Raw genomic sequence first — 25,527 nt, forward strand, 5'->3', positions numbered from 1 at the left:
ACACTCCCATTAGATGTTGTTAGTTGAGCGAGCAAAAGGACTGCCGAACTCTAGCGATTCATGCTCGCCGCCGCAACGCAGAGCGGATTTTGATACCATCGCCCACCTATAGAGCGCTTAGCGCCACTGACCTTGTAGGAACCGTGCTGATGAACCAAGCCTTCGACGTCGCTGAACTCGCCGCGACTTATGCCAACAAGTCCGCCCAGGACATCCTCAAGCTGGCGTTCAGCCAGTTCGGCGATGACCTGTGGATTTCCTTCAGCGGTGCCGAGGACGTGGTGCTGGTGGACATGGCCTGGAAGCTGAACAAGAACGTCAAGGTGTTCAGCCTCGACACCGGCCGCCTGCACCCGGAGACCTACCGGTTTATCGAGCAGGTGCGTGAGTTCTACAAGATCGACATCGAGCTGATCTCGCCGGACCAGACCAAGCTGGAACCCTTCGTCAAGGAAAAGGGCCTGTTCAGCTTCTACAAGGACGGCCACGGCGAATGCTGCGGCGTGCGCAAGATCGAGCCGCTGCGCCGCAAACTCTCCGGCGTCAGCGCCTGGGCCACCGGCCAGCGTCGCGACCAGAGCCCCGGCACCCGCAGCCAGGTGGCGGCGCTGGAGATAGACACGGCCTTCTCCACGCCGGAGCGCACCTTGTACAAGTTCAACCCGCTGGCACAGATGACCAGCGAAGAGATCTGGGGCTACATCCGCATGCTGGAACTGCCCTACAACAGCCTGCATGAGCGCGGTTTTATCAGCATCGGCTGCGAGCCCTGCACCCGCCCGGTGTTACCGAACCAGCACGAGCGCGAAGGCCGCTGGTGGTGGGAAGAAGCGACGCAGAAGGAATGTGGGCTGCATGCGGGGAACATCATCAGCAAGGCTTGAAGCTGATGCAGTAAATAATGTGGGAGCGAGCTTGTGTGGGAGCTGGCTTGCCTGCGATGCAGGCACCGCGGTGTATCAGTGATACCGGGGTGATGCTATCGCAGGCAAGCCAGCTCCCACATAAGCAGCTCCCACATTTGTTTTGTGTTACCCATTAAAAATGTACACATGAATGTAACCATCGGTGCCATTTATGTGTGCAATTTTTCTTTACCCGCACCAATACGTAACACCTCTTCCCGCCTATCTTCCCCGCTCGTGAATCACCCTCTTCCCGCCAAAAAATAAATACCTGTTCAATCGGTCAATTTATATTTCTTCTAATTCAGCTAGTTATTCAACTCCCCTATAAAAACGAAATTAAACCAAGTTTTCATAGATTAAAAACTGGCACGCATGTGGCTTAAGGTGAAAAGTGCTTTGTATACAATAAATACAAAACCTACATACACTTTGCCATCCGCGGATCTCTCGCAGATGTGCTGGAGCCTGCCGGAATGCGTACAAGTCTCTCGAATAACATCGCACTGGATCTGCCCTCCTCCCTGACCCCTGCGGCCGAGGGCCCCGGCCCGTTGGTGCCGAGCCCGCGCCTGCACAACAAGGACCTGGCGCCCACCAAGGTCGAAGGCCGACGCTGGGGGCGCTATAGCATCTTCGCGCTGTGGACCAATGACGTGCACAACATCGCCAACTATTCGTTCGCCATTGGTTTATATGCCTTGGGCTTGGGCGGTTGGCAGATTCTGCTGTCCTTGGGGATAGGTGCCGCACTGGTGTACTTCTTCATGAACTTGTCGGGGTATATGGGCCAAAAGACCGGTGTGCCATTTCCAGTAATCAGCCGTATCAGTTTCGGTATTCATGGCGCGCAGATTCCGGCGTTGATCCGCGCGGTGATTGCGATTGCCTGGTTTGGTATTCAGACCTACCTGGCCTCGGTGGTTTTCCGCGTCTTGCTGACGGCGATTCATCCAGGTTTTGCCGACTATGACCACGACTCGATCCTCGGCCTGTCGTCCCTCGGCTGGGCGTGTTTTGTCGCGATCTGGCTGGTGCAACTGGTGATCCTGGCTTACGGCATGGAGATGGTACGTCGCTACGAAGGCTTCGCCGGGCCGGTGATTTTGCTGACGGTGGCCGCGTTGGCCGGCTGGATGTACTTCCAGACGGGCGGCAACATCGCCTGGTCGATCCGCGAACCGCTCAGCGGCGGCGAGATGTGGCGCAATATCTTCGCCGGTGGCGCGCTGTGGCTGGCGATCTACGGCACGCTGATCCTCAACTTCTGTGATTTCGCCCGCTCCTCGCCGTGCCGCAAGACCATTCAGGTCGGCAACTTCTGGGGCCTGCCAGTGAACATCCTGGTGTTTGCCGCGATCACCGTGCTGCTGTGCGGCGGGCAATTCCAGCTCAATGGCCGGGTGATCGAAAGCCCGACCGAGATCATCGCCGCGATCCCCAATACCTTCTTCCTGGTGCTCGGCTGCCTGGCGTTCCTGATCGTCACCGTCGCGGTGAACATCATGGCCAACTTCGTGGCGCCGGCGTTTGTGCTGAGCAACCTGGCGCCCAAGTACCTGAACTTCCGCCGTGCCGGGTTGATCAGCGCCACCGTTGCGGTGCTGATCCTGCCGTGGAACCTCTACAACAGCCCGCTGGTGATCGTGTATTTCCTTTCCGGCCTGGGCGCGCTGCTGGGGCCGCTGTACGGGATCATCATGGTCGATTACTGGCTGATCCGTAAAAGCCAGGTCGACGTGCTGCAACTGTATAGCGAAGACCCGAACGGCGTTTATTACTACAGCCGGGGCGTCAACCTGCGCGCAGTGGCGGCGTTTATTCCTGCTGCCGTGATCGCCATTCTCCTGGCATTGCTGCCCGGTTTCGCCAGCGTGTCACCGTTTTCCTGGATGTTTGGCGCCGGTATTGCAGGGTTGCTGTACCTGCTGATCGCCAAGCGCCAGCCGTTCTACGCCGATGTCAGCGGCGAAAGCATTGCCGTCGATAACGTCAGCCATTAATCAAGGACATTCCATGCGCATCCTCGTGGTCAACGTCAACACCACCGAATCCATCACCGACACCATCGCCCAGCAGGCACGGGCCGTGGCCGCGCCAGGCACCGAGATTGTCGGGCTCACGCCGTACTTCGGCGCGGAATCAGTGGAGGGCAATTTTGAAAGCTACCTGGCCGCCATCGCGGTGATGGACCGGGTGATGGCCTACGACCAACCCTTCGACGCGGTGATCCAGGCCGGCTACGGCGAACACGGCCGCGAAGGCTTGCAGGAGTTGCTCAACGTGCCGGTGGTGGACATCACCGAAGCGGCTGCCAGCACCGCGATGTTTCTGGGCCACGCCTATTCGGTGGTGACCACCCTCGACCGCACGGTGCCCCTGATCGAAGACCGCCTGAAACTCGCCGGGCTGTACCAGCGTTGCGCCTCGGTGCGGGCCAGCGGCATGGCGGTGCTGGAGCTGGAAGAAAACCCGTTGGCCGCGATGGAAGCCATCGTGCGCCAGGCAGAATTGGCGATCAGCGAGGACAAGGCCGAGGTGATCTGCCTGGGTTGCGGCGGCATGGCCGGGCTGGACGAGCAGATTCGCCAGCGCACCGGGGTGCCGGTGGTGGATGGGGTGACGGCGGCGGTGACGATTGCGGAAGCGTTGGTGCGGTTGGGGCTTTCTACGTCCAAGGTCAGGACGTATGCGACGCCTCGGCCGAAGAAAGTCATTGGTTGGCCGGGCCGGTTCGGGCGGTAGACCGAGGCGCCTGCGATGGCCGCGACTCGGTCAACCAGTGTGATCAAACCGCACTAAACCGCCGCCCCCACTGCTGCTCGGCAAACTGCTCAATGATGAAATCCACAAACGCCCGGGTCTTGCCCGGCAACAACTTGTGTTCGGCGTAATAGATGGAGATGTTGCCGTCATCCACATACCAGTCCGGCAACACCCGCACCACCGCACCACTGTCCAGGAACGGCACGGCCATCGGCATGCTCACCAGCGCAATGCCCAGGCCTTGGGCGCTGGCGCAGCAGGCGGCTTCGGAGTCGCTCATGGTCATGCCGGGCTTGAGCACCAGTGGCCGGTGCTCTCGCTCGACGCTGGTCAGTTGCCACGAGCGCACGCGCCCGGTTTGTGGTGAACGGATCAGGATGCCGCTGCAGCGCGCCAGGTCTTCTGGTGCGTTGACCGGCGGGCGTTGCGCCAGGTAATCCGGCGCGGCCACCAACACTCGATGGGCCGGCGTCAACTTGCGCGCCACCACACCCTGGGGCAGCTCAAAACCGCCGCCGATGGCTGCATCAAAACCTTGGCCGATGAGGTCTACCTGGCGGTTATCGAAATGCCAATCCGGGCTGATATCCGGGAAGCGCTGCATGAACGCTCCCAGCAGCGGCACTACGTAGCGATTGCCAAACACTGTGCCCATGCTGACTTTGAGCGTGCCCACTGGCCGCCCTTCGGCGCTGGCCAAATTGGCCACCGCGTTCTGGATGGTGGTGAGGCTGGCGCCGACTTCGTCGAGGAACAACTTGCCGGCTTCGGTCAGGGTCAGGCGCCGAGTGCTGCGCTGGAACAGACGCACACCCAGACGCGCCTCCAGCTTGGCGACACTTTTGCCCACCGCCGCCGGGGTGAGGCTCAGGTGCCGCGCCGCCTCGGCAAAACTGCCACCTTCGGCGCTGCGCACAAAGCATTCGATACTGCCAAAGCTTTCCATATCGCCTCACTCTAAACTTTTGGTTTACACAGACTATAGCAATCACGGTCTACCGGCCCCCCAGGGCGAGGCGGATACTCGGCTCCAACAACAAGGCATTCCGCCTTGAACAGCTAGGAGATCGACATGACCACACAAAACCTCAGCGGCAAAGTCGCCTTGATTCAAGGCGGTTCCCGCGGCATCGGCGCCGCCATCGTCAAGCGCCTGGCCGCGCAGGGCGCAGCGGTTGCCTTTACCTACGTAAGCTCAGCCGCCAAGGCTGAAGAACTGCAGAACAATGTGATCAGCGCCGGCGGCAAAGCCCTGGCGATCCACGCCGACAGCGCCAGTGCCGATGCGATCCGCAACGCGGTCAACGCCACCGTTGAAGCCTTTGGGCGCCTGGACATCCTGGTGAACAACGCCGGCGTACTGGCCATCGCCCCGCTGGAAGACTTCAAGCTGGAAGATTTTGACCAGACCCTGGCGATCAACGTGCGCAGCGTGTTTATCGCGACTCAGGAAGCCGCCAAGCACATGGGTGACGGTGGCCGGGTGATCAATATCGGCAGCACCAACGCCGAGCGCATGCCCTTTGGTGGCGGTGGGCCGTACGCAATGAGCAAGGCCGCGCTGGTGGGCCTGACCAAGGGTTTGGCACGGGACCTGGGGCCGCGCGGCATCACCATCAACAATGTGCAGCCCGGGCCGGTGGACACGGATATGAACCCGGCGAACAGTGATTTTGCCGAGAGCTTGATGGGGTTGATGGCGGTTGGGCGATATGGGCATGTGGAAGAGATCGCCAGCTTCGTTGCCTACCTGGCAGGCCCGGAGGCCGGCTACATCACCGGTGCCAGCCTGACCATCGATGGTGGCTTCAGCGCCTAAGGCTTCAGGAACACCGCAAAACCCAATGTGGGAGCTGGCTTGTGTGGGAGCGGGCTTGCTCGCGAAAGCGGTGGATCAGTCGATACATCCGTTGACTGATACACTGCTTTCGCGAGCAAGCCAGCTCCCACATTTTTTTGACCGAGTTCAGTCAACGCAATGGCGGCAGGCCGTAGGCCGCCAGGTCAAACTCCGCGAGCTTGCGGATGATCTGGTCGGCATGCTGGTACTTGCTGTCGGCCATGGCCTCATCCGGCACGGCAATGGCGGTCATGTTGGCAGCCTTTGCAGCAGTCACACCGAACGGCGAATCCTCGAACACCAGGCAATCCTCGGGCGCAACGCCCAGGCGGCGAGCGGCGGTGAGAAAGATGTCGGGCGCAGGCTTGGCGGCGCCGACTTCCGGGTCATCGGCGGTGACGATGGTGTCGAACAAGCCAAACCATTCGCGGTGCAAGGTGGTCTTGTGGCCAAACGAATTGCGCGACGAGCTGGTGCCCACGGCAATCGGAATATTTTGGGCCTTCAAGTGCCGCACCAGCGCTTCGGCGCCGGGCATGCCCAGGGCCTTGGGGAAACGCTCGCTCATCAACGGCTCGCGAATCACCAGGAACTCCGCCGGCGTGATCGGCAGGTCCAGCGCCTTGACCACATAGTCGGCCAAGTCCTGGGCACCACGGCCAATGATGTGCTGTTTGATCCCCCAGTCGTAGGTACGACCGTAACGTTCAGCGATGATCTGTGTGACTTCGGTGTAGATGCCTTCTGTATCCAGCAACAAACCGTCCATATCGAAAATCACGGCCTTGATCGGGCCGGCGGTACGCGGTGCGTTCATCAAAACAGATCCTTGGGGGGAAGGACTAAAAGGATTCAGCACAATAACGGCCACGCTTGCCGGCAGGCAACCCTTTAGACTGTGCGCCTCTCCTTTTGAAGTGACCATGATGCTCTACCGCCTTGCCGCCGACAGCCTGGTGCTGTTTCACCTCAGCTTTATCCTGTTCGTGCTGTTCGGTGGGTTGCTCGCGCTCAAGTGGCGCCGCGTGATCTGGCTGCACCTGCCCGCCGTGGCATGGGGGATCGCGGTGGAGGTGCTGCACCTGCCCTGCCCGTTGACCCGCTGGGAAAACCTGCTGCGCCACCTTGCCGGGCAGGATGGTTATGGCGCTGGGTTTATCGAGCATTACATCCTCGCGCTGATTTATCCCGCAGGGCTGACGCCCGATATCCAGTTGGTGCTGGGCGCGGTGGTGGTGGCGATCAATGTCGCGGTGTACGGCTGGCTGATCCGGCGTTACGTACAGGCTTGAGACAGCTCTGCTGATGAAGAATCAGGCTCCCTCAGTCCGTTCGTAGCCGAGCCCATGTCCGAAGCCTTCGAAGTCCCCAGCCCCCACGAAAAACACATCGAACACACCACCGAACATGCCCACGGTCGCGGGGACAATTTCGCCAGCCGCATTGCGGTGATGACAGCACTGATGGCCACCCTCGGCGCCATGCTCAGCTACCAGGCCGGCTCCACCGAAAGCGAAGCGGCGATGGACAAGAACAACGCCGCCATCATCAAGACCGAGGCCGCCAACCAGTGGAACTACTACCAGGCCAAATCCAGCCGGCAGAACCTGGCGGAACTGGCCACCCACATACCCGGCGTAGACGCGGCGCATTACAAGGACGAGATCGAGCGCTACAAAAGCCAGAAGGAAGACGTGCGCAAACAGGCCGAGAAGCTTGAGGCCACCTCGAAGGAATGGGATGAAAAGTCGGAACAGGCGCTGCACCAGCATCACCGTTGGGCCCAGGCAATGACCGCGATTCAGATCGCGATTTCGCTGGCGGCGATTACGTTGCTGACGAGGAAGGAGTGGTTGAAGCGCATGTCGTATGCGGCGGCGGGTGTGGCGGTGGTATTGGGCAGCCTGGCGTGGCTACATATCTGACACACCGCCCAACCCATGTGGGAGCAATTGCCTTAAGAAACCGGTAGAGATGTTGCCTGAGCCACCGTCATCGCAGGCAAGCCAGCTCCCACAGTTGATCGGTGTTGTTGGGCTGTCAGTGATCGACTGCAGATCCCCCAGACACAGCTGATCCCCTGTGGGAGCTGGCTTGCCTGCGATAGCGGTGGACCAGCCAGCACAATTTGCACTGTCACTACACCGCCCCATCGCTATATAGTAAAAAGCACAACGAAAAACCGACACAAGCCGAGGAACCGCTGGTGACCGCACAACCCAAGGAAGCCGTGGGCGCCGCCTACAGCATCGAATCCATGCGCTACGCCCAGGCCATGACCTGGCAAGCCATCGAACAACTCGCCCAACGCATCCGCCCCGGCATGCTCGAATCCGAAGCCCGCGAACTGGGCAAGCAGGTCCTCGCCGAACTCGACATGCAACGCATCTGGCACCCACTGCTGGTGCGCTTCGGCGCCAACACCCTGAAGGCCTTCAACCAGCGCTCCGAAGGCGACCCCGTGCTGGGCGAAGACGATATCTTCTTCATCGACATGGGCGCCGTATGGCAAGGCCACGAAGGTGACGCCGGCGCCACGTTCACCACCGGCAACGATGCAGAAATGATCGCCTGCGCCAACGCCGCCAAAGCGCTGTTCGACCGCGTCCAAGCGCGCTGGAAAAACGAACAGGTTGTCGGCCTTGAACTGTACCGCTACGCCGAAGAGCAAGCCCAGGCCATGGGCTGGCAACTGAACCTCGACATCAAGGGCCACCGCGTCAGCGACTTCCCCCACGCCATCCACCGTGGCGGCGACCTCGGCGACTTCGAGCACTACCCGAACGCGGGATTGTGGATCCTCGAAATCCAGATCGCCCACCCCACCAAGCCCTACGGCGCTTTCTACGAAGACCTGCTTGCCTGACCCTCTAAGGAACCCAAATGGAACGCTCCACCGATTTTCCCGTACTGCTTTTTTCCTACGGCACATTGCAGGACAAAGCCGTGCAACTGGCCAACTTCGGCCGCGAACTGGCGGGCCAGCACGATGCAATGCTCGGCTACTCGAAAAGCTGGGTAGAGATCACCGATCCCGAAGTACTGGCCACCAGCGGCAAGACCCATCACCCGATCGTGGCGCCAACCTTGGAAAACGGCAACAGCGTGGAGGGCATGGTCTTTCAGATCACCGAGAAAGAACTGGCCGCGGCGGATGCGTATGAAGTGTCGGACTACAAGCGGGTGTCGGTGGCCCTGGCGTCAGGGCTGACGGCTTGGGTGTACGTGCAGGCATAATTAGCCGTGGGGGCCTGCACACTTGCCGGCCCCCTCTCGACCCAAACCTACTTTATGAAAAAGGCCATCTATCAATGAGGATGTCACTCATCGCTGCGTTGGGATTTTTATCGCTGATACAGGCGCCACTCTCCCTCGCGGAGAATAGCAACGGCAAGAATCTCTATTCACAGCGATGCGCCATGTGTCACGGAGCCGACCTCAAAGCCACAGGGCCACTGGCCAATAAAAGCACCCCGCCTACGCCCAACCTGACCACACCCGCGTTCAAGAAACGGCAGGGTGATTATCCGGGCGTCATCGTCTCATCGATAATACTTCGCCCCAATGGCGACTTGATTCCACGCACCTTACGGGAGAACGGGGTAAAGCTCGCGCCGCATACGTGGACCATCCAGGACCTGCGCGACTTGAATGAGTACATGAGTGGCGCAATCACAAAAGCCCGATGAGCAGGCTGAAAATGCACAGCAATAAATTAGGGAACGTCTGATACTCGCAGGCTTTGATGCTGAATAGAGTGCTGTATTCTTCAGATAACTGTATCGGTATCAACATGACGCTTTGGAAAAGTTTATTGACCCGTGCAGCTACATTGTTGCTGGCCTGCTCAGCTGGGGCGGCGAGTGCAGCATCTAGTTGCGGCATGACAGGTGGCAACCGCCTCACCGTTAATTTCGGGAAAAATCTAGCGCAGGGAATTACGACCCCTCAGGATGTACCTAACGGAACGGTTCTTTACAAGGAAACTTCCGCACTATTTCCAAAGTTTGACTTTAGATGCACCGATGGAATGATTGGGTTTAACGTCAATCCTGCTTTGGGTAGTGTGACCAGCGGATCGGTCTTTCCTTTAGGGGTGCCCGGGCTTTCTTTCAGAATACTTTTTGACACCTATTATACAAACGCGCCAAAAGTTGAATACGGCAACATCACCTGGTCCTACCCCGCCTCAACCTACACCCTTGAAATCATTAAGTCTGGCGAGCTCTTATCGCAAAGTCCGGTCCCTGCGATCTCACTGGGCGAGTTTCGAGGCGATAACTTGAAAATAATCACATTCAACCTAATCAACCCAGTGACGGTGAATGCTGCATCCTGCCAAACGCCCTCGGTATTTGTGGCGATGGGTGACGACTATCAATTGTTTGAGTTCGATAACAGTGGCGACGCACCTCGGCCGATAAAATTCGACCTGTCGTTGAACAATTGCCAACGCGGAATACAAAAAGTCACTTACCAACTCCAGGCCAATACGCCGGTGATCGACGCGCAAAAAGGCATTGTCGCACTGAGCGGCGCATCAACTGCCAAAGGCATCGGCTTGCAGTTGAAGAACGATGCAGGCCAACCCATTGTGCTAAATACCCCGTACGTGTTCAGCGGGTTCAACACCACGGGCACCGACTTCAAAATCCCTTTAAACGCCGCTTATATTCGCCTGGCGGACAGCACCCTCCAAGCCGGCAGCGCCAATTCGGAAGTTACCTTTATCGTGAACTACCTATAACGAGGAAGGTCGTCTTATTTATCCCAGAAGCGACCATTCAAACATCGTGAACTCGCAACCTCTGAAAGCCATCTAGCGCCCCCCCTCCACAGCCGCCCCAAGCGCATCGCCGGCCAAAGTCAGCCACTCATTCGGCAGGCTCTTTTTGCGCCCCCCCCAATAGAGCCCCAGTCCCAGATCTGTCCCAGATGGCCATTTTCCAGACGCCAGAAACCACAAACCCCCGGTTTCCTCTAGGAAAACCGGGGGTTTGTGTTTACTTAATGTGGCGGTGAAGGAGAGATTCGAACTCTCGATACAATTTCTTGTATACACACTTTCCAGGCGTGCTCCTTAAGCCACTCGGACACTTCACCGTATCTCGTCAAACTAGTTCAGTCTGTCGAGGCGCGCTAATGTAGTCGAAAGCCTTTCAGATGGCAAAGGTTTTTTTCAGAATTTTCATGCGCTTAGCGGGATATGCCATTCCACGCCCGGCAAGGGGCGGTGTTTCTGCCATTCTCAGGCACTGGCGGCGCATGCCTGGGGAGGCTGTTGTGCCCTGCCCTAGGCTGCCCAGCGCTGGGCAGGCGGGAAAAGTCTGACTGGGTAGTCAGTCATGGCGCTTTACCGGGAAGGGCGTGGTGGGTAACGTCTGTGCATGCTCGTCTATAAACAGCCTATCTATAACAAGTCCTACAAGGAACCGCGTCATGAGTGAGTTGATTGCTTACCACCTCGAAGACGGTATCGCGACCCTGACGTTGAGCAACGGCAAGGTGAATGCCATTTCTCCGGATGTGGTCAGTGCGTTTAACACAGCGCTGGATCAGGCGGAGAAGGATCGGGCGGTGGTGATTATCACCGGCACGCCGGGGATTTTGTCCGGTGGTTATGATTTGAAGGTGATGACCGCCGGCCCTAAAGAGGCGATCGGTTTGGTGACGTCGGGCTCGACGCTGGCGCGCCGTCTGTTGTCGCACCCGTTCCCGGTGATTGTGGCGTGCCCCGGGCATGCGGTGGCCAAAGGTGCGTTCCTGTTGTTGTCGGCGGATTATCGGATTGGGGTCGAGGGCCCGTTCAGCATTGGCCTGAATGAAGTGGCCATCGGCATGACCATGCACCACGCCGGGATCGAATTGGCGCGGGATCGTCTGCGCAAGTCGGCGTTTCACCGTTCGGTGATCAATGCCGAGATGTTTGACCCGCAAGGCGCATTGCAGGCTGGCTTCCTGGATAAGGTGGTGGCGCCTGAAGAACTGCACGCGGCAGCGCTGGAAGCAGCGCGGCAGTTGAAGAAGATCAATATGAATGCGCACAAGCACACCAAATTGAAGGTGCGCAAAGAACTGCTGGAAGCCTTGGACGACGCCATCATCCAGGATCAGGGCCATAACCTGAGCTGACCACCTACATCCGCAGCACCAGAGCCCGACCTTGAGTCGGGCTTTTTCTTACAAATAAATCCGAAACACCTTTAACCGCTCTAGCCAGACGCTGCTGGCACAGGCTGAAACATGTACTTAAACATCGCCTATCTCCTACCTCTACAGGGGTAATTGCCGAATACAGTGCACATCCGTACACTGCGCCACCTTTTGTCTCGATAGGCCGTGTCGATGCTTTTTCTGTTGCGTATGTTGTTGATGGGCCTGCATTTTATGATCGCGGGTGTGCTGGGCGTTCTCATCGGGATCTGCCGGCCGTTCAACCCGGACAACAGTCGCCTGTGTGCACGCCTCTACGCGCTGCCGGCCATGTGGATCCTGGGGCTGAACGTCAAGACCGAGGTGGACTCGCTGCGAGACAAACCCAGCGGTTGCGTGATCATCGCCAACCACCAGTCCAACTATGACCTGTTTGTATTCGGTAACGTGGTGCCCTACCGCACCGTGTGTATCGCCAAGAAAAGCCTGAAGTGGGTGCCGCTGTTCGGCCAGTTGTTCTGGTTGGCGGGCAATGTGCTGATCGACCGGGGCAACGCGCACAAGGCGCGCCGGGCGATGCTCACCACCACCGATACCCTGCAACATAAGGACACGTCGATCTGGGTGTTCCCCGAAGGCACGCGCAACCTGGGCAAAGGGCTGCTGCCGTTCAAGAAAGGCGCGTTCCATATGGCGATTGCGGCCGGTGTGCCGATCGTGCAGGTGTGTGCGAGCAATTACGTCACACACATGCGGCTGAATCGCTGGAACAGTGGTGATGTGCTCATACGCTCGTTGCCGCCGATTCCTACGGTGGGGATGACGGTGGATGACGTGCCGAGGTTGATGCAGGCGTGTCAGGTGCAGATGGAGGCTTGTATTGCGCAGATGGATCAGGAGCTGCGGGCGGGCTGAGAATCGTTGGGGGCGCTTCGCGCCCCAGCGCGAGCAAGCTCGCTCGCCACAACAAGCTCGCCCCCCCCACAACAAGCTCGCTCGCCGCAACAACGGAACGCCTTTCAGGCTAAGCTGCCCAACACCTGTCCTCCTAATAAGAAGTGATCAGCACCATGGGTAGAGTTGTTGCGGCCGCCGTCTACAGCGCCGGTAAGAAAGTTACTGATATCACCCTCGACGAAGGCGCGGCCTGGGCCGCCAAACCCGGCCACTTTGTATGGATCGGCCTGGAAGAGCCCAACGCCCAGGAGCTGGCCAACCTGCAACGCCAGTTCAACCTGCATGAACTGGCCATCGAAGACGCCCTGGAAAAACACAGCCGCCCGAAGCTGGAAACCTTCGGTGACGCGCTGTTTATCGTCACCTACTCACCGGTGCGCGAGAACGGCAAGCTGGTGTTTATCGAGACCCATATCTTTGCCGGCAACGGCTATATCATCACCGCACGTAACGGCCACTCGGCGTCCTACGGTTTTGTGCGCCAGCGCTGTGAGGCGCGGCCGCTGTTGCTGGAGCATGGGGAAGATTTCGTACTCTATGCGCTGCTGGATTTTGTCACCGAGAACTACCAGCCGGTCAGCGAAGCGATTCATGCCGAAATCGATGAGCTGGAGCGCAACGTACTGTGCAGCTCATTGAGTGAACGCGACATCCAGAAGATTCACGGCCTGCGTCGCGATGTGTTGCGGCTCAAGCGTTATGTGGCGCCGATGGTGGAGATCAGCCAGGAGCTGCAGAAGCTGAGCTTCCCGTTTATCGACAAGAACATGCGCCCGTATTTCCGTGACGTGCAGATCCACGTGACGCGGCAGATGGAAGACCTCACCACCCTGCGCGATATCGCCAGCCAGACCATCGAGATCGGTGTGTTGCTGGAGGCCTCGCGCCAGAGCGTGGTGCAGCGCAAGTTCGCCGCGTGGGCGGCGATCCTTGCGTTCCCCACGGCGGTCGCTGGGATTTATGGGATGAACTTCCAGAACATGCCCGAGCTGCAATGGCACTACGGCTATTTTGCGGTGCTCGGGTTTATCGCATTTGGCTGCACAGGGCTGTGGGCCAGCTTCAAGCGTTCGGGCTGGCTTTAAGCCACAGCGCCAGGCTTGTGCGCGACAAAACGCATCATCCATTCCGCCACGGTCACGCCGTGGTGGTCATGCTCCAGGCTCGCCACACCGCTGCTGTAGATTTTCTCGCCGAGGTTTTGCTGGCGGATATCCAGCAAGGCGCGGGAATAATCGTGGATAAATTCCGGGTGGCCCTGGAAGCACAGCACCTGGTCATTGATGTGGTACGCGGCAAACGGGCAGAAATCGCTGGAAGCAATGACGGTGGCGTTTTCCGGTAGCGCGGTGACTTGGTCCTGGTGGCTGATCAACAGGGTCAGCTCCTCCACCACCGGGCTGATCCATGGCGCCTTGGCGGCCATTTGATAGTTATGGATGCCGACGCCCCAGCCTTGGCTCGCGCGCTCGCTCTTGCCGCCCAGCAGCAGCGCCAGCAACTGGTGGCCGAAGCAGATGCCCAACAGTTTGTCGCCGCGCTCGTAGCGGTTGAGCAGGTAGGTCTTGAGGGTCTGGATCCACGGGTCGGTGCCGAACGAGTCGGCCTTGCTGCCGGTGACGAGGTACGCGTCGAACACCTGATCGTCCGCTGGGTAATCGCCGTTCATCACGTTGTACACGGTGAACTCGGCCGCAATCGGTTGCTGGGAAAACAGACGCTGGAACATCTGCCCGTAACCCTGATATTGATCCACCAACTCCGGGCGCAGGACATCGGTTTCCAGAATGCAGACGCGTAGCGACATAAAAAATACCTGACACGGTGATGGCAATAATGCACACCCCAGAGCCTGCCTTGAAATACCCCTTCAAGGCAAGCCCTGCCCGTGCGCCCATGCGCTAGAAGCTAGCACCCTGCGCGGCTTTTTCCAGCAGCAACGCTGGCGGTGTGAAGCGCTCACCATACTGCTCGGCCAGATAGCGGGCGCGGGCAATGAAGTCGTTCAGGCCATACTGATTGATGAACTGCAACGCACCGCCACTCCACGCGGCAAAGCCGATGCCGAAGATCGAACCGACGTTGGCGTCCGCCGTGGACAGCAGCACGCCCTCCTCCACACAATGCACGGTTTCGATGGCCTGGATAAACAGCAAACGGTCGCGCACATCCTGCGCTGAGATGCGTTGATCAGGTCGCTCAAAGCGCGCTTTCAGTTCCGGCCACAGCTGCTTCTGGCCACCCGAGGGGTAATCGTAAAATCCGCCGCCTGCCGCCTTGCCCAAGCGCTTGTACTCGCTGACCAACAGATCAATCACCACCGTCGCCGGATGCGTCGGCACGGTCTTGCCTTCGGCCTGTAGATCCTTGGCCGTCTGCTGTCGGATATGGCTCATCAGGCTGAGAGACACTTCATCGGATACCGCCAACGGGCCCACCGGCATACCGGCCTTGCGCGCTTCGGTCTCGATCATGGGCGCGGCCACACCTTCGCCAAGCATGGCGATGCCTTCGTTGGTGAAGGTGCCGAACACCCGTGAGGTGAAGAAGCCGCGACTGTCGTTGACCACAATCGGGGTTTTCTTGATTTGCAGTACGAAGTCGAAACCTCGCGCCAGGGTTTCGTCCGAGGTGTGGGCGCCCTTGATGATTTCCACCAGGGGCATCTTGTCCACCGGGCTGAAGAAATGCAGGCCGATAAACTTGCCTTGATCCGGCACCGCCGTCGCCAGCCCGCTGATGGGCAAAGTGGAGGTGTTGGAGGCGATCACCGCCTCGGCACCGACTACGCTTTGCGCCGCAGCAGACACCCTGGCCTTGAGTTCGCGGTCTTCGAACACCGCCTCGATGATCAAATCACACCCCGCCAGGTCGGCGTCCTCAGCCGTAGGATGAATCCGCGCGAGGATGGTTTCGCGCTGTTCGGCGGTCAATTGCCCACGGCTGACTTTCTTGTCCAGCAACGCCGCCGAGTGTGCCTTGCCCTTTTCGGCGGCCGCCAGGTTGATGTCCTTGAGCACCACTTCGACCCCTGCGCTGGCGCTGACATACGCAATACCCGCGCCCATCATCCCGGCGCCGAGCACGCCGACCTTGCGCGTGACGTAGGGCGCAACGCCTTGCGGCCGCGAGCTGCCGGCGTTGATTTCATTGAGTTGGAACCAGAAGGTGCCGATCATGTTTTTCGCCACTTGTCCGGTCACCAGTTCGGTGAAGTAGCGGGTTTCGATCAAATGCGCGGTGTCGAAATCCACCTGGGCACCTTCCACGGCGGCACACAGGATTTTCTCCGGGGCGGGGAAACAGCCCTGGGTTTTACTGCGCAGGATTGACGGTGCGATGGCCAGCATCTGCGCAACTTTTGGGTTCGACGGCGTACCGCCGGGGATTTGGTAACCCTTGTTGTCCCAAGGCTGCCGGGCCTCGGGGTTGGCCAGGATCCAGGCGCGGGACTTGGCCAGCAGCTCATTGCGATCCGCCGCCAGCTCATTGATCAGCCCGGCCTGCAACGCCTGTTGTGGCCGGACTTTTTTGCCCTCCAACAAGTACGGCAAGGCCTTTTCCAGCCCGAGCATGCGCACCATGCGCACCACGCCGCCACCGCCAGGCAGCAAACCCAGGGTGACTTCCGGCAGGCCGAGCTGCACCGATTTGTCGTCCAGCGCGACGCGGTAATGGCACGCCAGGCAAATCTCCCAGCCGCCGCCCAGCGCTGCGCCATTGATCGCGGCGACCACCGGCTTGCCAAGGGTTTCCAGGCGGCGCAGTTGCGCTTTGAGTACCCGTACGCCGTCGTAGAAATCCTTGGCGTGGGCCTTGTCGACCTTGATCAGTTCATTGAGGTCGCCGCCGGCAAAAAAGGTCTTCTTGGCCGAGGTGATGACCACGCCAGCGAGCGAGTCTTTTTCTGCTTCCAGGCGCTCGACCGTCGCGGCCATGGCCTCGCGGTACACGCCGTTCATGGTGTTGGCGCTCTGGCCGGGCATGTCGAGGGTGAGCACGACGATCTGGTCCTGGCCTTTTTCGTAACGAATGGCTTGGGTCATGATGGATTCCTTGGGCTCAGAGCCGTTCGATGATGGTGGCGATGCCCATGCCACCGCCGACACACAGGGTGGCCAGGCCGTAGCGCTGCTGGCGTGCTTCCAGCTCGTCGAGCAAGGTGCCGAGAATCGCGCAGCCGGTGGCGCCCAAGGGATGGCCCATGGCGATGGAGCCGCCGTTGACGTTGACCCGGGCAGCGTCGATGCCCATATCCTTGATGAATTTGAGAACCACCGAGGCAAACGCTTCGTTGACTTCAAACAGGTCGATGTCTTCCACGCGCAAGCCGGCCTTGGCCAGGGCCTTGCGCGTTGCCGGCGCAGGGCCGGTGAGCATGATGGTCGGGTCGGTGCTGGTCACCGCCGTGGCGACGATGCGCGCGCGGGGTTGCAGGCCCAGCTCGCGCCCCTTGGCTTCGGAGCCGATCAACATCAGCGCTGCGCCGTCGACAATCCCGGAACTGTTCCCCGGCGTGTGAACATGGTTGATGCGCTCCACATGGCTGTAGACCCGCAGCGCGGTGGCGTCGAAGCCCATCTGCCCGATCATCTCAAAGCTGGGCTTGAGCTTGCCGAGGCCTTCGAGGGTGGAGTCGCCACGGATGAATTCATCGTGGTCGAGCAGCACAATGCCGTTCTGGTCCTGCACCGCGATCAGTGATTTGTTGAAGGAACCATCAGCACGGGCCCTGGCCGCTTTCTGCTGGGAATGTAGGGCGAAGGCGTCCACATCCTGGCGCGTGAAGCCTTCCAGGGTCGCGATCAGATCCGCGCCGATGCCCTGGGGCGTGAAGTGGCTGTGCAGATTGGTTTGCGGGTCCAGCACCCAGGCGCCGCCGTCGCTGCCCATGGGCACGCGGGACATGGACTCGACGCCGCCGACCACCACCAGGTCTTCAAAGCCGGAACGTACTTTCATCGCGCCGAGATTCACCGCTTCCAGGCCCGAGGCGCAGAAGCGATTGACCTGCACGCCGGCGACGCTGATGTCCCAGTCCGCCACCAGCGCGGCGGTCTTGGCGATGTCGGCGCCCTGGTCGCCCACGGGGGTGACGCAGCCGAGGACGATGTCATCCACCTGGCGCGTGTCGAGGTCCGTGCGCTGGGCCAGCGCACTGAGCAGGCCGGCCACCAGGTTTACCGGCTTGACGCTGTGCAAGGCGCCATCTGCCTTGCCTTTGCCACGGGGCGTGCGTATCGCATCAAAGATCAAAGCTTGGGTCATGACTTCCTCGAACCGCTTGTGCATGTGTGCCCCTTACCTTAGGCCCGATTGACACGGTTTCAATGACGGATGCGCTCATTGCTTTTGACCCCCACGCTCGGACGAACGGTAGGCAGTGGAAGCGATCAGCGGGTTAATCGTTTTAGCTGTCTAGCCAACGGTCTGGCGCCAAGATGGCGTTACGCCTCATGCCTTTTTTAGCGCAAATATTGATTAGCTGATATGAAATGGATCTAAGCCACGCAGAACGAGGGCTCTAAGGTTGAATCAGTAGGAGGCTGCTGCCGGGTTTTGCTGGAGCAGCTGTAAGAAAAGTGTCACGCCACAGCGCAATACTGAAATTGACCGGCACGTATTTGACGCTCAGGAATAACAACAAAAGGCAGTCAGCCATGTTCAAACATTCGAAAGTACGTCAGGCGGGACTTATTCTGTTCGCCACCACACTGATTCTGATCTTGCCCAATCTGACCAAGGTCATTGGGTGACCCTTCAGCCCACACATTCCGTGCACACACAGCATCAGGACTGCAGCTTTTGGCAGCTCCTGCCGGGACATTGCGCATAGCGGTCCTGTTGCAGGAGCTGTCTTTTTGCCTGCGCATTTCCGGTATCGTGGGCGCCATCGCCACTTTGTATCGGGCCTTCCTCTTGAAATCGATCCTCGCCCTCCTCGCCTTGTTCTTTACCCTGCCGGTCGCGGCGGCGCAATTGACCGTCGAACTGGACCACGCCAGCAAGACCTGGCAGACCGCCGAGCTGCTCAAACACCCGGATGCGCAAACGGTGCAGATCGTCGATGACGTTTCCTACAAGCGCAGCATGACCTATCGCGCAGTGCCCCTGGCGGTGCTCCTACCCGGCCTTGACCCGCAGAGCCATCTGCAAGCGGTTGCCCTGGATGGGTTCGCGGCCGAACTCGCTGCTGCCCCGTTGCTGGAGAAACGTGGCGCCCGCGCCTGGCTGGCGGTGGAAGACCCGGCGCATCCGTGGCCCGCACTGGCGCCGGGCAAACCGAGCGCCGGGCCGTTTTACCTGGTGTGGACGGACCCGCAAGCCGGCCATATCAGCCCGGAGCAGTGGCCCTTCCAGGTTGCCGTGATCAAGCAGTTGAAGGGCGTGGCCGAGCGGTTTCCGGCCCTGTTGCCGGACCCGAAACTGGCCGCCGATGATCCGATCAACCGGGGCTTTGCGCTGTTCCAGAAGAATTGCCTGGCCTGTCACCGGCTCAATGGCGCGGGCGATGCGCAGGTGGGGCCGGACCTGAATACCCCCTACAACCCCACGGAATATTTCGGCGGCGATTTCCTCAAGCGTTATATCCGTGACCCACAAAGCCTGAGGCATTGGCCTCAGGCGAAGATGCCGGGGTTTGCGGCCAATGTGTTGCCGGACAGCGAGTTGGAGTTGTTGGTGGGCTACCTGAAACATATGTCGGGGCGTAAACAACAGCCCTGAGCCCAGCGCAGTCCCCCTGTGGGAGCGGGCTTGCTCGCGAAGGCGGTGGGTCAGTCAAAGATGTTCTAACTGATCCACCGCCTTCGCGAGCAAGCCCGCTCCCACACAAGCCAGCGTCCACAGTTGATCTGCTCCGCTCTGCCGATTACTGTTGCTGCACCGCAATCACCGGCGTCGGCGCCACAAACACCTTGGCATGCATCTGCTCATGCCCGCCGCCACGACGCATGCCGCGCACCGGGCAGGCGTCGAGGTAGTCCAGGCCCACGGCGAGCTTCAGGTGCCGCTCGGGTCGTGCGAGCTGGTTGGTCACGTCAAAGCTGTACCAGGCGTCATCCAGCCAGGCTTCGGCCCAGGCGTGGCTGGCCAGGTGCGCAGTGTCTTCCGTGTACAAATACCCCGACACATACCGCGCCGGCACCCCCAGGCTGCGGGCGCAGGCCAGGAACGCGTGGGTGTGGTCCTGGCACACGCCCGCGCGGCCGGCGAAGGCTTCGGCGGCGCTGGTGTCGACTTCGGTGGCGCCGGGTGTATAGACCATCGAGTGGTTGAGGGCCTGCATCAGGTCGATCAATGCGCTGCGGTCGCGACGTTGCTGGCAGTGCTGCCGGGCAAAGCCGCGCAGAGCCTCGTCGGCCTCGGTCAGGCGTGTGCTGCGCAAGAAGGGGAACGCGGACTGGCTCTCGTGTTCGGCCTCGCGCAGCTCGTCGATGTCGACCTGGCCACGGGCGCCGATGATGATGGCGTCGTGGGGTTCGTCCAGGGTCAGCACGTGCAGGATATTGCCGAACGGGTCCACTTGGGCGCGCACCGGGCGTGGCAGGTCGAGTTGCCAACTGAGGACGTGCTGGCGCTCGCTGTCGTGGGGCGTAAGGCGCAGGTATTGGATGCTGGCGCGAACCTGGTCGTCGTAGTGGTAGGTGGTTTCGTGGCTGATGGAGAGTCTCATGCGGCCTCCAGGTAGGAACTGTAGATGGCGTCGCCCAACTGGCGTACCAAGGGGATAAAGTCGGTCAGCCAGGCGTGCAGGCCTTCCTCGAGGATTTCATCGATGGCGGTAAAGCGCAGGCGCGCGTCCATCTCGGCGGCCAGGCGCTGGGCCGGGCGGCCGTTGAGGCCGGGCAGGCTGGCGAGGATCTGGTCGATTTCCTCGCTGCAGGCGCGCAGCGAACGCGGCACATCGGCACGCAACAGCAGCAACTCGGCAACTTGCCGCGCGCCAGGCGCATCACGGTAGATCTCGGTGTAGGCCTCGAACGACGACAGCGCGCGCAGCAAGGCGCTCCATTGATAGTAGGCGTGGGCCGTGCCGTCGGTGACCGCTGCGGCCTGGTCACCGGCCATTTCGTAGCGCGCATCCAGCAGGCGCAGGGTGTTGTCGGCCCGCTCGATAAAGGTGCCCAGGCGAATAAACCGAAAGGCATCGTTGCGCATGATGGTGCCGTAGGTCGCGCCGCGAAACAGGTGGGAACGTTCCTTGACCCATTCACAAAAGCGGCTCATGCCGTAGCGGCTCAGGCCTTGCTGGGCGATATCGCGAATATCCAGCCAGGTGGCGTTGATGTTTTCCCACATGTCGGCGGTGATTCGCCCACGCACTGCATGGGCGCTGGCCCGCGCTGCGCCGAGGCAACTGTAGATACTCGCCGGGTTGGCCGCATCCAGGGCAAAAAAGTGCAGCAGGTGTTCGGCGTGCAGCTCACCGTGACGCTCGCGGTAGTCATCCAGCGTGCCAGTGATCAGCAGCGGCATCGCCAGTTCATGCAGGCCATCACCGCGCCCATCCTGGGGCATCAGCGACAGCGAATAGCTGACATCGAGCATGCGCGCGAGGTTTTCCGCGCGCTCCAGGTAGCGCGACATCCAGTACAAATCCGAGGCAGTTCTACTCAGCATGGCATCAGTCCTCCACCACCCAAGTGTCTTTGGTGCCGCCGCCCTGGGACGAGTTGACCACCAGCGAGCCTTCGCGCAGTGCCACGCGGGTCAAGCCGCCCGGCACAACGCGGGTTTCCTTGCCGGACAAGACGAACGGGCGCAGGTCGATATGGCGCGGCGCGATACCGTTTTCGACAAAGGTCGGGCACGTGGACAAACACAAAGTGGGCTGGGCGATATAGGCGTGGGGCTTGGCCTTGATACGCGCGCGGAAGGCTTCAATCTCTGCCGCTGTGGAGGCAGGGCCCACCAACATGCCGTAACCGCCGGAGCCTTGGGTTTCCTTTACGACCAGATCCGGCAGGTTGGCCAGCACGTGGGACAGTTCGTCGGGCTTACGGCACTGGAAGGTCGGAACGTTCTTCAGGATCGGTTCTTCATCCAGGTAAAAACGGATCATATCGGTGACGAAGGGGTACACCGACTTGTCATCCGCGACCCCGGTGCCGATGGCGTTCGCCAGCACCACATTGCCGCAGCGATAGGCCGCGAGCAGGCCGGGCACGCCGAGCATGGAGTCGGGGTTGAACGCCAGCGGATCGAGGAAGGCATCGTCGAGGCGACGATAGATCACGTCCACCGCTTTGGGGCCGTCGGTGGTGCGCATGAAGACGCGGTCGTCGCGCACAAACAGGTCGGCGCCTTCCACCAGTTCCACGCCCATCTCCCGGGCCAGGAAGGCATGCTCGAAGAACGCGCTGTTGAAGCGCCCCGGCGTCAGTACCACCACGCTGGGGTTGTCCAGGGAGCTTGAGCTTTTCAGGGTGTCGAGCAGCAGGTTGGGGTAATGATCGATGGGGGCGATGCGCTGGGCGGCGAACAGTTCGGGGAACAGACGCATCATCATCTTGCGGTCTTCGAGCATGTAGCTGACGCCGCTCGGGGTACGCAGATTGTCTTCTAGTACGTAGTAGGTGCCGTCGCCATCACGTACGAGATCGACCCCGGAGATGTGGGAATACAGATCGCGATGCAGGTCCAGGCCCTGCATCGCCAACTGGTACTGCTCGTTGGCCAACACCTGCTCGGCGGGGATGATCCCGGCCTTGATGATGCGTTGCTCATGGTACAGGTCGGCGAGAAACATGTTCAGCGCCTTGACCCGCTGGATGCAGCCGCGCTCGACGATCCGCCATTCGCTGGCAGGAATGCTGCGCGGGATCGTGTCAAAGGGAATGAGGCGCTCGGTGCCCTGTTCGTCGCCGTAAAGGGTGAAGGTGATCCCGGCGCGGTGAAACAGCAAATCGGCTTCGCGCCGGCGCTGGGCCAGCAGTTCAGCAGGGGTTTCGGCCAACCAGCGGGCGAATTCGCGGTAATGGGGGCGGACCAGCCCTGCCCCATCGTACATTTCATCGTAATAAGTGCGGATCATGCCGTACTCCTTGTCACCCGGACGCAAGAACCATCGCAAGGCCCGTGCCAGCGGCATAAACACTTAAAAATCAGTGAGTTGAATAGAAACAGAAATCCAGCCGCACCGTCCTGGTGCGCAGAATGCCCGCTGTCCTGTCGCACGCTTCATCGCAATGCGGGCTTTGACTATCAACAGCATAGTCAGAGTTGATTTCACTGCCCGGCCCAGCCTGCGGATAATCGCGCTCATCTGCTGAACACGCGCCTTTGCGCACATCGCTCTTCCCTTTAGGCCACCCTCGTTGGGTGGCTTTTTTTTTGGTGCTGAAAAAGGTCGCGCAAGTTCCGAAAAGTTTTCCTACGGCACAAACAAAATCGGCCGACCCAAAGGTCAGCCGATACGCTGTGTTTCTCATACTGCTACATGGGTAACCCACGCACCTCCTGCTTGACGCCCCAGCCTTCGATGATCCCGCCCAGCGGTTCGACCACGGCTTCAAAGTCTTGCTCGAAGTCGCCTATGCCGTCGTAGGTGGCAAACATGATCTTGCTCAGTTCCAGGTACCAGGCGCCATCGTCGCGCGCACTGACCTGGGCATTCAGGGATTCCCCACGAAACTCACCCGCAGCCCTGCGCGCCCGTTCCTCATCCGGAAAAATCGCGTAGAACTCGATGGGGTGAAAACGCGAGAAGTCGAAGCCGCCTTCTTTCATGCGGCGCAGAACGTTGGTGCTGATGTCTTCTTGATAGGCTGTGCTCATGAAAAGTGCTCCTCTAACCGATGGATAGACTTTCCGTGCTTCCCGAAGCCCACGCCGTAATAGCGTGGGTACTACGGCAATAACAACACCGCTGGAAAACAAGCATGTAGCTGACAAGACCAGACCTTAGCGATTCATTCGCTGATCTCGATTGCAGAGTAGCGCGAAGCTATCACCTCCACCAGAGGCGCTTTAATAGCAAACAGGGAATGTTCAGGCGGCAGGCGAGATGTCGAGGATTTGAATGCTGTTCTGGTCTTTGAGGATCTTGACGGTTGGCTCGGGCTTGCGCCCCTCAAGGTCGTTGAGGTCAAGTTCGGCGGCGACCGGCACCAGCTTGTTGCGGATCATGTGTGCCGCATCTTCGAGGCTGGGCTTCTGCTCGCAGGTGAACTGCTCGACGGACTTCACGCCGTGATCATCAACGAAGGTAATCTGCCACTTTTGCATCGGTGCCTCCTCGATAAAACCCATGTGTGGGCTTACCTCTATCTGGACCTTGGGGGGGCGGCAAACGTTCCACCCAAGGTAGGAGACACCTGATCAGCTGCGTTTACTTCTCAGCGTGTTCTTTCAAGGCTTTCAAGGTGTTGAACGGCGCGTCTACAACGAACTTGTTGGCCAGCCACGAGGGCACGCTGCCACCTGGCTCGGTGTGCACCTGGTAAGTGACTTCGGTCTGGTTGTCGCCTTTGGGCGTCAGTTTCCAGAAACCGTCCACTTGGGCGACACGTACGTAGCCTTTTTCTTCAGGTTTGTAGGTCGGTACGCCTTCCAGCTTACGGGTCAGCGAGCCGTCGGCCGCCTTGGTGGTGGTGATGTGCAGGTAGGAATCACGATCCGTCACAGGGAACGGGGCCTTGAATTGGGTGTAGGTCCAGCTCTCGTCGCCTTTCTTGTCGACCAGCTTCTGGGATTTGCACTCGTGGATCCAGGCACAGGCACCCGCTACGTCTTCTTGGAGGGCAACGATTTTTGCCACAGGCGCCTTGATCACGGTCACACCGCGATACGCCTTGTACTTGGAGCCGGCGACTTCGCTCAACGACACCTTGATCCCGTCTTCGTCCTTGGCGACCTGCCAATCCTCAGCCTGGGCAGTGGCAGCAAACATCACCGTAAAACCGCACAACACAGCCATTCGTTTCAGCGAACCCATTGTTGTATTCCTTATTGTTGAAGTTCCGATAGTAAAGCCCATCAAGCCGCCGTCATCTGCTCCCACCAGCCGATCAACCGGATCGCGTCGGCCTGGTCGGTGCCGCAGACCTCGATATCCGCCTTGAAATCACTGCACACCGCCGGTCGCTCCGGTTGCCCGAACAGTTGGCACAGCTGTTCGACCGACAGGTGCAGGCAGCGTTCGCCCGCCGGTTTGCCCTGTGGCATCCCGGGGAGTGGCGAACTGATGGAGGGGGCGATGCAGCAAGCGCCACAGCCTTCACGGCATTTCATGACCAGCAGGTCCTCGACGACTCAATGTGGATGGCCGGGCTAGAGTACGCCCTTAAACAGCCGTTTTAAAATGGTCTAACAGGGGTTTTTCGCAGAAAACAAAAGTGACTGACCAGTCTGCGACAGATGGTCGAAGGGCGCCGTCACGTTTGTGGGAAAAGTTTACTGCTTGAACTCGAATTCCAGCGCTGCGCCTTCCACGTCACGGCGCTCTTCATTGCGCAGTTGCAGCTTCATCTCATTGCTGAGCAGGCGACCATTGATCTGGAAGGCGCTGTTGTCGGTGGGTTTCTCACCGAACATCGGCGGCAGCAAGGGCACGCTCTTGGGTTTGGGCATGGTGCCAATGGGCTGCAAGTGCCTGACCATGTCCGAAGGCAGGGACAGATCCAACTGTGCCGGTGGCAATTGGGTTTGGGCCACTTCTTTGGCGGATTTGCTCGCTTTCGCTGCGCGTTTTTTAACTGCTGGGGCTTTCTTTTTCGCCACCGGGGCTTTTTTCGCCGGGGTCTTTTGCGCGGCAGCGGCGGGCGCGCGTTCAGTCACAGGCGCCGCCGCCAGCACGGTGCCGACGTTGCACAGGCTTAGCAGGCCAATCACCCAGACAGCGCGGAAAATAGAGGTCATATCGCCAACAGCATTAACGGCAGAGGGCCATATGCTCGCTTGTTG

Annotated in this window: 27 protein-coding genes and 1 tRNA gene; 14 read left to right on the forward strand and 14 right to left on the reverse strand. The window is 59.8% G+C overall.

Annotated elements, in window-relative coordinates; translation table 11 throughout:
* Positions 1 to 149: 149 nt before the first annotated feature.
* The 3 genes from ACZRMO_RS14145 (at position 150) to ACZRMO_RS14155 (ending at position 3,650) form a co-directional block, all read left to right on the forward strand.
* Complete coding sequence (locus ACZRMO_RS14145) at positions 150 to 884, forward strand: phosphoadenylyl-sulfate reductase (protein WP_463973253.1); 735 nt, start codon at positions 150 to 152, stop codon at positions 882 to 884.
* A 497-nt stretch (positions 885 to 1,381) separates the two neighbouring features.
* Complete coding sequence (locus ACZRMO_RS14150; RefSeq protein WP_463973254.1) at positions 1,382 to 2,908, forward strand: NCS1 family nucleobase:cation symporter-1; 1,527 nt, start codon at positions 1,382 to 1,384, stop codon at positions 2,906 to 2,908.
* A gap of 13 nt (positions 2,909 to 2,921) precedes the next feature.
* Entirely contained in the window at positions 2,922 to 3,650 is a 729-nt protein-coding gene (locus ACZRMO_RS14155) for an aspartate/glutamate racemase family protein (RefSeq protein ID WP_463973255.1), read from the forward strand.
* A gap of 43 nt (positions 3,651 to 3,693) precedes the next feature.
* On the opposite strand, the gene ACZRMO_RS14160 is transcribed toward ACZRMO_RS14155, so the two are convergent.
* Entirely contained in the window at positions 3,694 to 4,617 is a 924-nt protein-coding gene (locus ACZRMO_RS14160; protein ID WP_463973256.1) for a LysR family transcriptional regulator, read from the reverse strand.
* A 126-nt stretch (positions 4,618 to 4,743) separates the two neighbouring features.
* On the opposite strand from ACZRMO_RS14160, the gene ACZRMO_RS14165 reads away from it, so the two are divergent.
* Complete coding sequence (locus ACZRMO_RS14165) at positions 4,744 to 5,490, forward strand: 3-oxoacyl-ACP reductase family protein (protein ID WP_463973257.1); 747 nt, start codon at positions 4,744 to 4,746, stop codon at positions 5,488 to 5,490.
* 151 nt (positions 5,491 to 5,641) lie between these two features.
* Here the strand turns inward: ACZRMO_RS14165 and ACZRMO_RS14170 are convergent, their stop codons facing one another.
* A complete protein-coding gene (locus ACZRMO_RS14170; protein ID WP_463973258.1) occupies positions 5,642 to 6,328 on the reverse strand; it encodes an HAD-IA family hydrolase in 687 nt (228 codons plus the stop codon).
* Positions 6,329 to 6,437: 109 nt separating this feature from the next.
* Between ACZRMO_RS14170 and ACZRMO_RS14175 the strand changes: the two genes are divergently transcribed.
* The 6 genes from ACZRMO_RS14175 to ACZRMO_RS14200 all read left to right on the forward strand — a co-directional run bounded on the left by ACZRMO_RS14175 (position 6,438) and on the right by ACZRMO_RS14200 (position 10,258).
* Positions 6,438 to 6,803, forward strand: a complete 366-nt coding sequence (locus ACZRMO_RS14175; RefSeq protein ID WP_463973325.1) for a DUF2784 domain-containing protein — start codon at positions 6,438 to 6,440, stop codon at positions 6,801 to 6,803.
* A gap of 54 nt (positions 6,804 to 6,857) precedes the next feature.
* Positions 6,858 to 7,436, forward strand: a complete 579-nt coding sequence (locus ACZRMO_RS14180) for a DUF4337 domain-containing protein (protein WP_463973259.1) — start codon at positions 6,858 to 6,860, stop codon at positions 7,434 to 7,436.
* Positions 7,437 to 7,717: 281 nt separating this feature from the next.
* A complete protein-coding gene (locus ACZRMO_RS14185; protein WP_463973260.1) occupies positions 7,718 to 8,377 on the forward strand; it encodes a M24 family metallopeptidase in 660 nt (219 codons plus the stop codon).
* 17 nt (positions 8,378 to 8,394) lie between these two features.
* A complete protein-coding gene (locus ACZRMO_RS14190; RefSeq protein ID WP_463973261.1) occupies positions 8,395 to 8,748 on the forward strand; it encodes a gamma-glutamylcyclotransferase family protein in 354 nt (117 codons plus the stop codon).
* 74 nt (positions 8,749 to 8,822) lie between these two features.
* The gene (locus ACZRMO_RS14195; RefSeq protein WP_463973262.1) at positions 8,823 to 9,200 is read left to right on the forward strand and encodes a c-type cytochrome; all 378 of its coding nucleotides are present in this window, start codon (positions 8,823 to 8,825) and stop codon (positions 9,198 to 9,200) included.
* Between the two features lie 104 nt (positions 9,201 to 9,304).
* On the forward strand, positions 9,305 to 10,258 hold the full coding sequence (locus tag ACZRMO_RS14200) for a fimbrial protein (protein WP_463973263.1): 954 nt from the start codon (positions 9,305 to 9,307) through the stop codon (positions 10,256 to 10,258).
* Positions 10,259 to 10,524: 266 nt separating this feature from the next.
* Here ACZRMO_RS14200 and ACZRMO_RS14205 read toward each other — a convergent pair.
* A tRNA-Ser gene (locus tag ACZRMO_RS14205) sits at positions 10,525 to 10,614 on the reverse strand.
* Positions 10,615 to 10,950: 336 nt separating this feature from the next.
* Between ACZRMO_RS14205 and ACZRMO_RS14210 the strand changes: the two genes are divergently transcribed.
* From ACZRMO_RS14210 to ACZRMO_RS14220, 3 genes are all read left to right on the forward strand, one after another.
* A complete protein-coding gene (locus tag ACZRMO_RS14210; protein WP_124526680.1) occupies positions 10,951 to 11,643 on the forward strand; it encodes a crotonase/enoyl-CoA hydratase family protein in 693 nt (230 codons plus the stop codon).
* A gap of 213 nt (positions 11,644 to 11,856) precedes the next feature.
* Positions 11,857 to 12,579 carry a 1-acylglycerol-3-phosphate O-acyltransferase gene (locus tag ACZRMO_RS14215; RefSeq protein WP_463973264.1) on the forward strand — a complete coding sequence of 241 codons (723 nt, stop codon included), beginning with the start codon at positions 11,857 to 11,859 and terminating at the stop codon, positions 12,577 to 12,579.
* Between the two features lie 155 nt (positions 12,580 to 12,734).
* A complete protein-coding gene (locus tag ACZRMO_RS14220) occupies positions 12,735 to 13,706 on the forward strand; it encodes a magnesium and cobalt transport protein CorA (protein WP_463973265.1) in 972 nt (323 codons plus the stop codon).
* On the opposite strand, the gene ACZRMO_RS14225 is transcribed toward ACZRMO_RS14220, so the two are convergent.
* The 3 genes from ACZRMO_RS14225 to ACZRMO_RS14235 all read right to left on the reverse strand — a co-directional run bounded on the left by ACZRMO_RS14225 (position 13,703) and on the right by ACZRMO_RS14235 (position 17,889).
* Positions 13,703 to 14,428 carry an amidotransferase gene (locus ACZRMO_RS14225; RefSeq protein WP_463973266.1) on the reverse strand — a complete coding sequence of 242 codons (726 nt, stop codon included), beginning with the start codon at positions 14,426 to 14,428 and terminating at the stop codon, positions 13,703 to 13,705. The genes ACZRMO_RS14220 and ACZRMO_RS14225 overlap by 4 nt on opposite strands.
* A 94-nt stretch (positions 14,429 to 14,522) precedes the next feature.
* A complete protein-coding gene (locus ACZRMO_RS14230; protein WP_463973267.1) occupies positions 14,523 to 16,667 on the reverse strand; it encodes a 3-hydroxyacyl-CoA dehydrogenase NAD-binding domain-containing protein in 2,145 nt (714 codons plus the stop codon).
* 16 nt (positions 16,668 to 16,683) lie between these two features.
* Positions 16,684 to 17,889, reverse strand: a complete 1,206-nt coding sequence (locus ACZRMO_RS14235; protein ID WP_463973326.1) for an acetyl-CoA C-acetyltransferase — start codon at positions 17,887 to 17,889, stop codon at positions 16,684 to 16,686.
* A gap of 651 nt (positions 17,890 to 18,540) precedes the next feature.
* On the opposite strand from ACZRMO_RS14235, the gene ACZRMO_RS14240 reads away from it, so the two are divergent.
* A complete protein-coding gene (locus ACZRMO_RS14240) occupies positions 18,541 to 19,347 on the forward strand; it encodes a c-type cytochrome (RefSeq protein ID WP_463973327.1) in 807 nt (268 codons plus the stop codon).
* A 145-nt stretch (positions 19,348 to 19,492) separates the two neighbouring features.
* Here the strand turns inward: ACZRMO_RS14240 and ACZRMO_RS14245 are convergent, their stop codons facing one another.
* From ACZRMO_RS14245 to ACZRMO_RS14280, 8 genes are all read right to left on the reverse strand, one after another.
* The gene (locus tag ACZRMO_RS14245) at positions 19,493 to 20,296 is read right to left on the reverse strand and encodes a transglutaminase family protein (RefSeq protein WP_463973268.1); all 804 of its coding nucleotides are present in this window, start codon (positions 20,294 to 20,296) and stop codon (positions 19,493 to 19,495) included.
* On the reverse strand, positions 20,293 to 21,243 hold the full coding sequence (locus ACZRMO_RS14250; RefSeq protein WP_026137110.1) for an alpha-E domain-containing protein: 951 nt from the start codon (positions 21,241 to 21,243) through the stop codon (positions 20,293 to 20,295). Before ACZRMO_RS14250 ends, ACZRMO_RS14245 begins: the two co-directional genes overlap by 4 nt.
* A gap of 4 nt (positions 21,244 to 21,247) precedes the next feature.
* Positions 21,248 to 22,657, reverse strand: a complete 1,410-nt coding sequence (locus ACZRMO_RS14255) for a circularly permuted type 2 ATP-grasp protein (protein WP_463973269.1) — start codon at positions 22,655 to 22,657, stop codon at positions 21,248 to 21,250.
* Positions 22,658 to 23,058: 401 nt separating this feature from the next.
* Positions 23,059 to 23,400, reverse strand: a complete 342-nt coding sequence (locus tag ACZRMO_RS14260) for a ribonuclease E inhibitor RraB (protein ID WP_015885395.1) — start codon at positions 23,398 to 23,400, stop codon at positions 23,059 to 23,061.
* Between the two features lie 213 nt (positions 23,401 to 23,613).
* On the reverse strand, positions 23,614 to 23,850 hold the full coding sequence (locus ACZRMO_RS14265) for a hypothetical protein (protein WP_025999984.1): 237 nt from the start codon (positions 23,848 to 23,850) through the stop codon (positions 23,614 to 23,616).
* A gap of 103 nt (positions 23,851 to 23,953) precedes the next feature.
* A complete protein-coding gene (locus ACZRMO_RS14270) occupies positions 23,954 to 24,559 on the reverse strand; it encodes an START domain-containing protein (protein WP_463973270.1) in 606 nt (201 codons plus the stop codon).
* Between the two features lie 41 nt (positions 24,560 to 24,600).
* The gene (locus ACZRMO_RS14275) at positions 24,601 to 24,855 is read right to left on the reverse strand and encodes a YkgJ family cysteine cluster protein (protein WP_026137112.1); all 255 of its coding nucleotides are present in this window, start codon (positions 24,853 to 24,855) and stop codon (positions 24,601 to 24,603) included.
* Between the two features lie 162 nt (positions 24,856 to 25,017).
* Positions 25,018 to 25,482, reverse strand: a complete 465-nt coding sequence (locus ACZRMO_RS14280) for a translation initiation factor 2 (RefSeq protein ID WP_463973271.1) — start codon at positions 25,480 to 25,482, stop codon at positions 25,018 to 25,020.
* Positions 25,483 to 25,527 lie beyond the last annotated feature (45 nt).

The sequence above is a fragment of the Pseudomonas sp. B611 genome, from assembly GCF_055407965.1.

Coding starts and splice junctions, on each gene's coding strand:
- ACZRMO_RS14145 (WP_463973253.1), top strand. CDS start 150: ATGAACCAAGCCTTCGACGTCGCTGAACTCGCCGCGACTTATGCCAAC.
- ACZRMO_RS14150 (WP_463973254.1), top strand. CDS start 1,382: ATGCGTACAAGTCTCTCGAATAACATCGCACTGGATCTGCCCTCCTCC.
- ACZRMO_RS14155 (WP_463973255.1), top strand. CDS start 2,922: ATGCGCATCCTCGTGGTCAACGTCAACACCACCGAATCCATCACCGAC.
- ACZRMO_RS14160 (WP_463973256.1), bottom strand. CDS start 4,617: ATGGAAAGCTTTGGCAGTATCGAATGCTTTGTGCGCAGCGCCGAAGGT.
- ACZRMO_RS14165 (WP_463973257.1), top strand. CDS start 4,744: ATGACCACACAAAACCTCAGCGGCAAAGTCGCCTTGATTCAAGGCGGT.
- ACZRMO_RS14170 (WP_463973258.1), bottom strand. CDS start 6,328: ATGAACGCACCGCGTACCGCCGGCCCGATCAAGGCCGTGATTTTCGAT.
- ACZRMO_RS14175 (WP_463973325.1), top strand. CDS start 6,438: ATGCTCTACCGCCTTGCCGCCGACAGCCTGGTGCTGTTTCACCTCAGC.
- ACZRMO_RS14180 (WP_463973259.1), top strand. CDS start 6,858: ATGTCCGAAGCCTTCGAAGTCCCCAGCCCCCACGAAAAACACATCGAA.
- ACZRMO_RS14190 (WP_463973261.1), top strand. CDS start 8,395: ATGGAACGCTCCACCGATTTTCCCGTACTGCTTTTTTCCTACGGCACA.
- ACZRMO_RS14195 (WP_463973262.1), top strand. CDS start 8,823: ATGAGGATGTCACTCATCGCTGCGTTGGGATTTTTATCGCTGATACAG.
- ACZRMO_RS14200 (WP_463973263.1), top strand. CDS start 9,305: ATGACGCTTTGGAAAAGTTTATTGACCCGTGCAGCTACATTGTTGCTG.
- ACZRMO_RS14210 (WP_124526680.1), top strand. CDS start 10,951: ATGAGTGAGTTGATTGCTTACCACCTCGAAGACGGTATCGCGACCCTG.
- ACZRMO_RS14215 (WP_463973264.1), top strand. CDS start 11,857: ATGCTTTTTCTGTTGCGTATGTTGTTGATGGGCCTGCATTTTATGATC.
- ACZRMO_RS14220 (WP_463973265.1), top strand. CDS start 12,735: ATGGGTAGAGTTGTTGCGGCCGCCGTCTACAGCGCCGGTAAGAAAGTT.
- ACZRMO_RS14225 (WP_463973266.1), bottom strand. CDS start 14,428: ATGTCGCTACGCGTCTGCATTCTGGAAACCGATGTCCTGCGCCCGGAG.
- ACZRMO_RS14230 (WP_463973267.1), bottom strand. CDS start 16,667: ATGACCCAAGCCATTCGTTACGAAAAAGGCCAGGACCAGATCGTCGTG.
- ACZRMO_RS14235 (WP_463973326.1), bottom strand. CDS start 17,889: ATGACCCAAGCTTTGATCTTTGATGCGATACGCACGCCCCGTGGCAAA.
- ACZRMO_RS14245 (WP_463973268.1), bottom strand. CDS start 20,296: ATGAGACTCTCCATCAGCCACGAAACCACCTACCACTACGACGACCAG.
- ACZRMO_RS14250 (WP_026137110.1), bottom strand. CDS start 21,243: ATGCTGAGTAGAACTGCCTCGGATTTGTACTGGATGTCGCGCTACCTG.
- ACZRMO_RS14255 (WP_463973269.1), bottom strand. CDS start 22,657: ATGATCCGCACTTATTACGATGAAATGTACGATGGGGCAGGGCTGGTC.
- ACZRMO_RS14260 (WP_015885395.1), bottom strand. CDS start 23,400: ATGAGCACAGCCTATCAAGAAGACATCAGCACCAACGTTCTGCGCCGC.
- ACZRMO_RS14265 (WP_025999984.1), bottom strand. CDS start 23,850: ATGCAAAAGTGGCAGATTACCTTCGTTGATGATCACGGCGTGAAGTCC.
- ACZRMO_RS14270 (WP_463973270.1), bottom strand. CDS start 24,559: ATGGGTTCGCTGAAACGAATGGCTGTGTTGTGCGGTTTTACGGTGATG.
- ACZRMO_RS14275 (WP_026137112.1), bottom strand. CDS start 24,855: ATGAAATGCCGTGAAGGCTGTGGCGCTTGCTGCATCGCCCCCTCCATC.
- ACZRMO_RS14280 (WP_463973271.1), bottom strand. CDS start 25,482: ATGACCTCTATTTTCCGCGCTGTCTGGGTGATTGGCCTGCTAAGCCTG.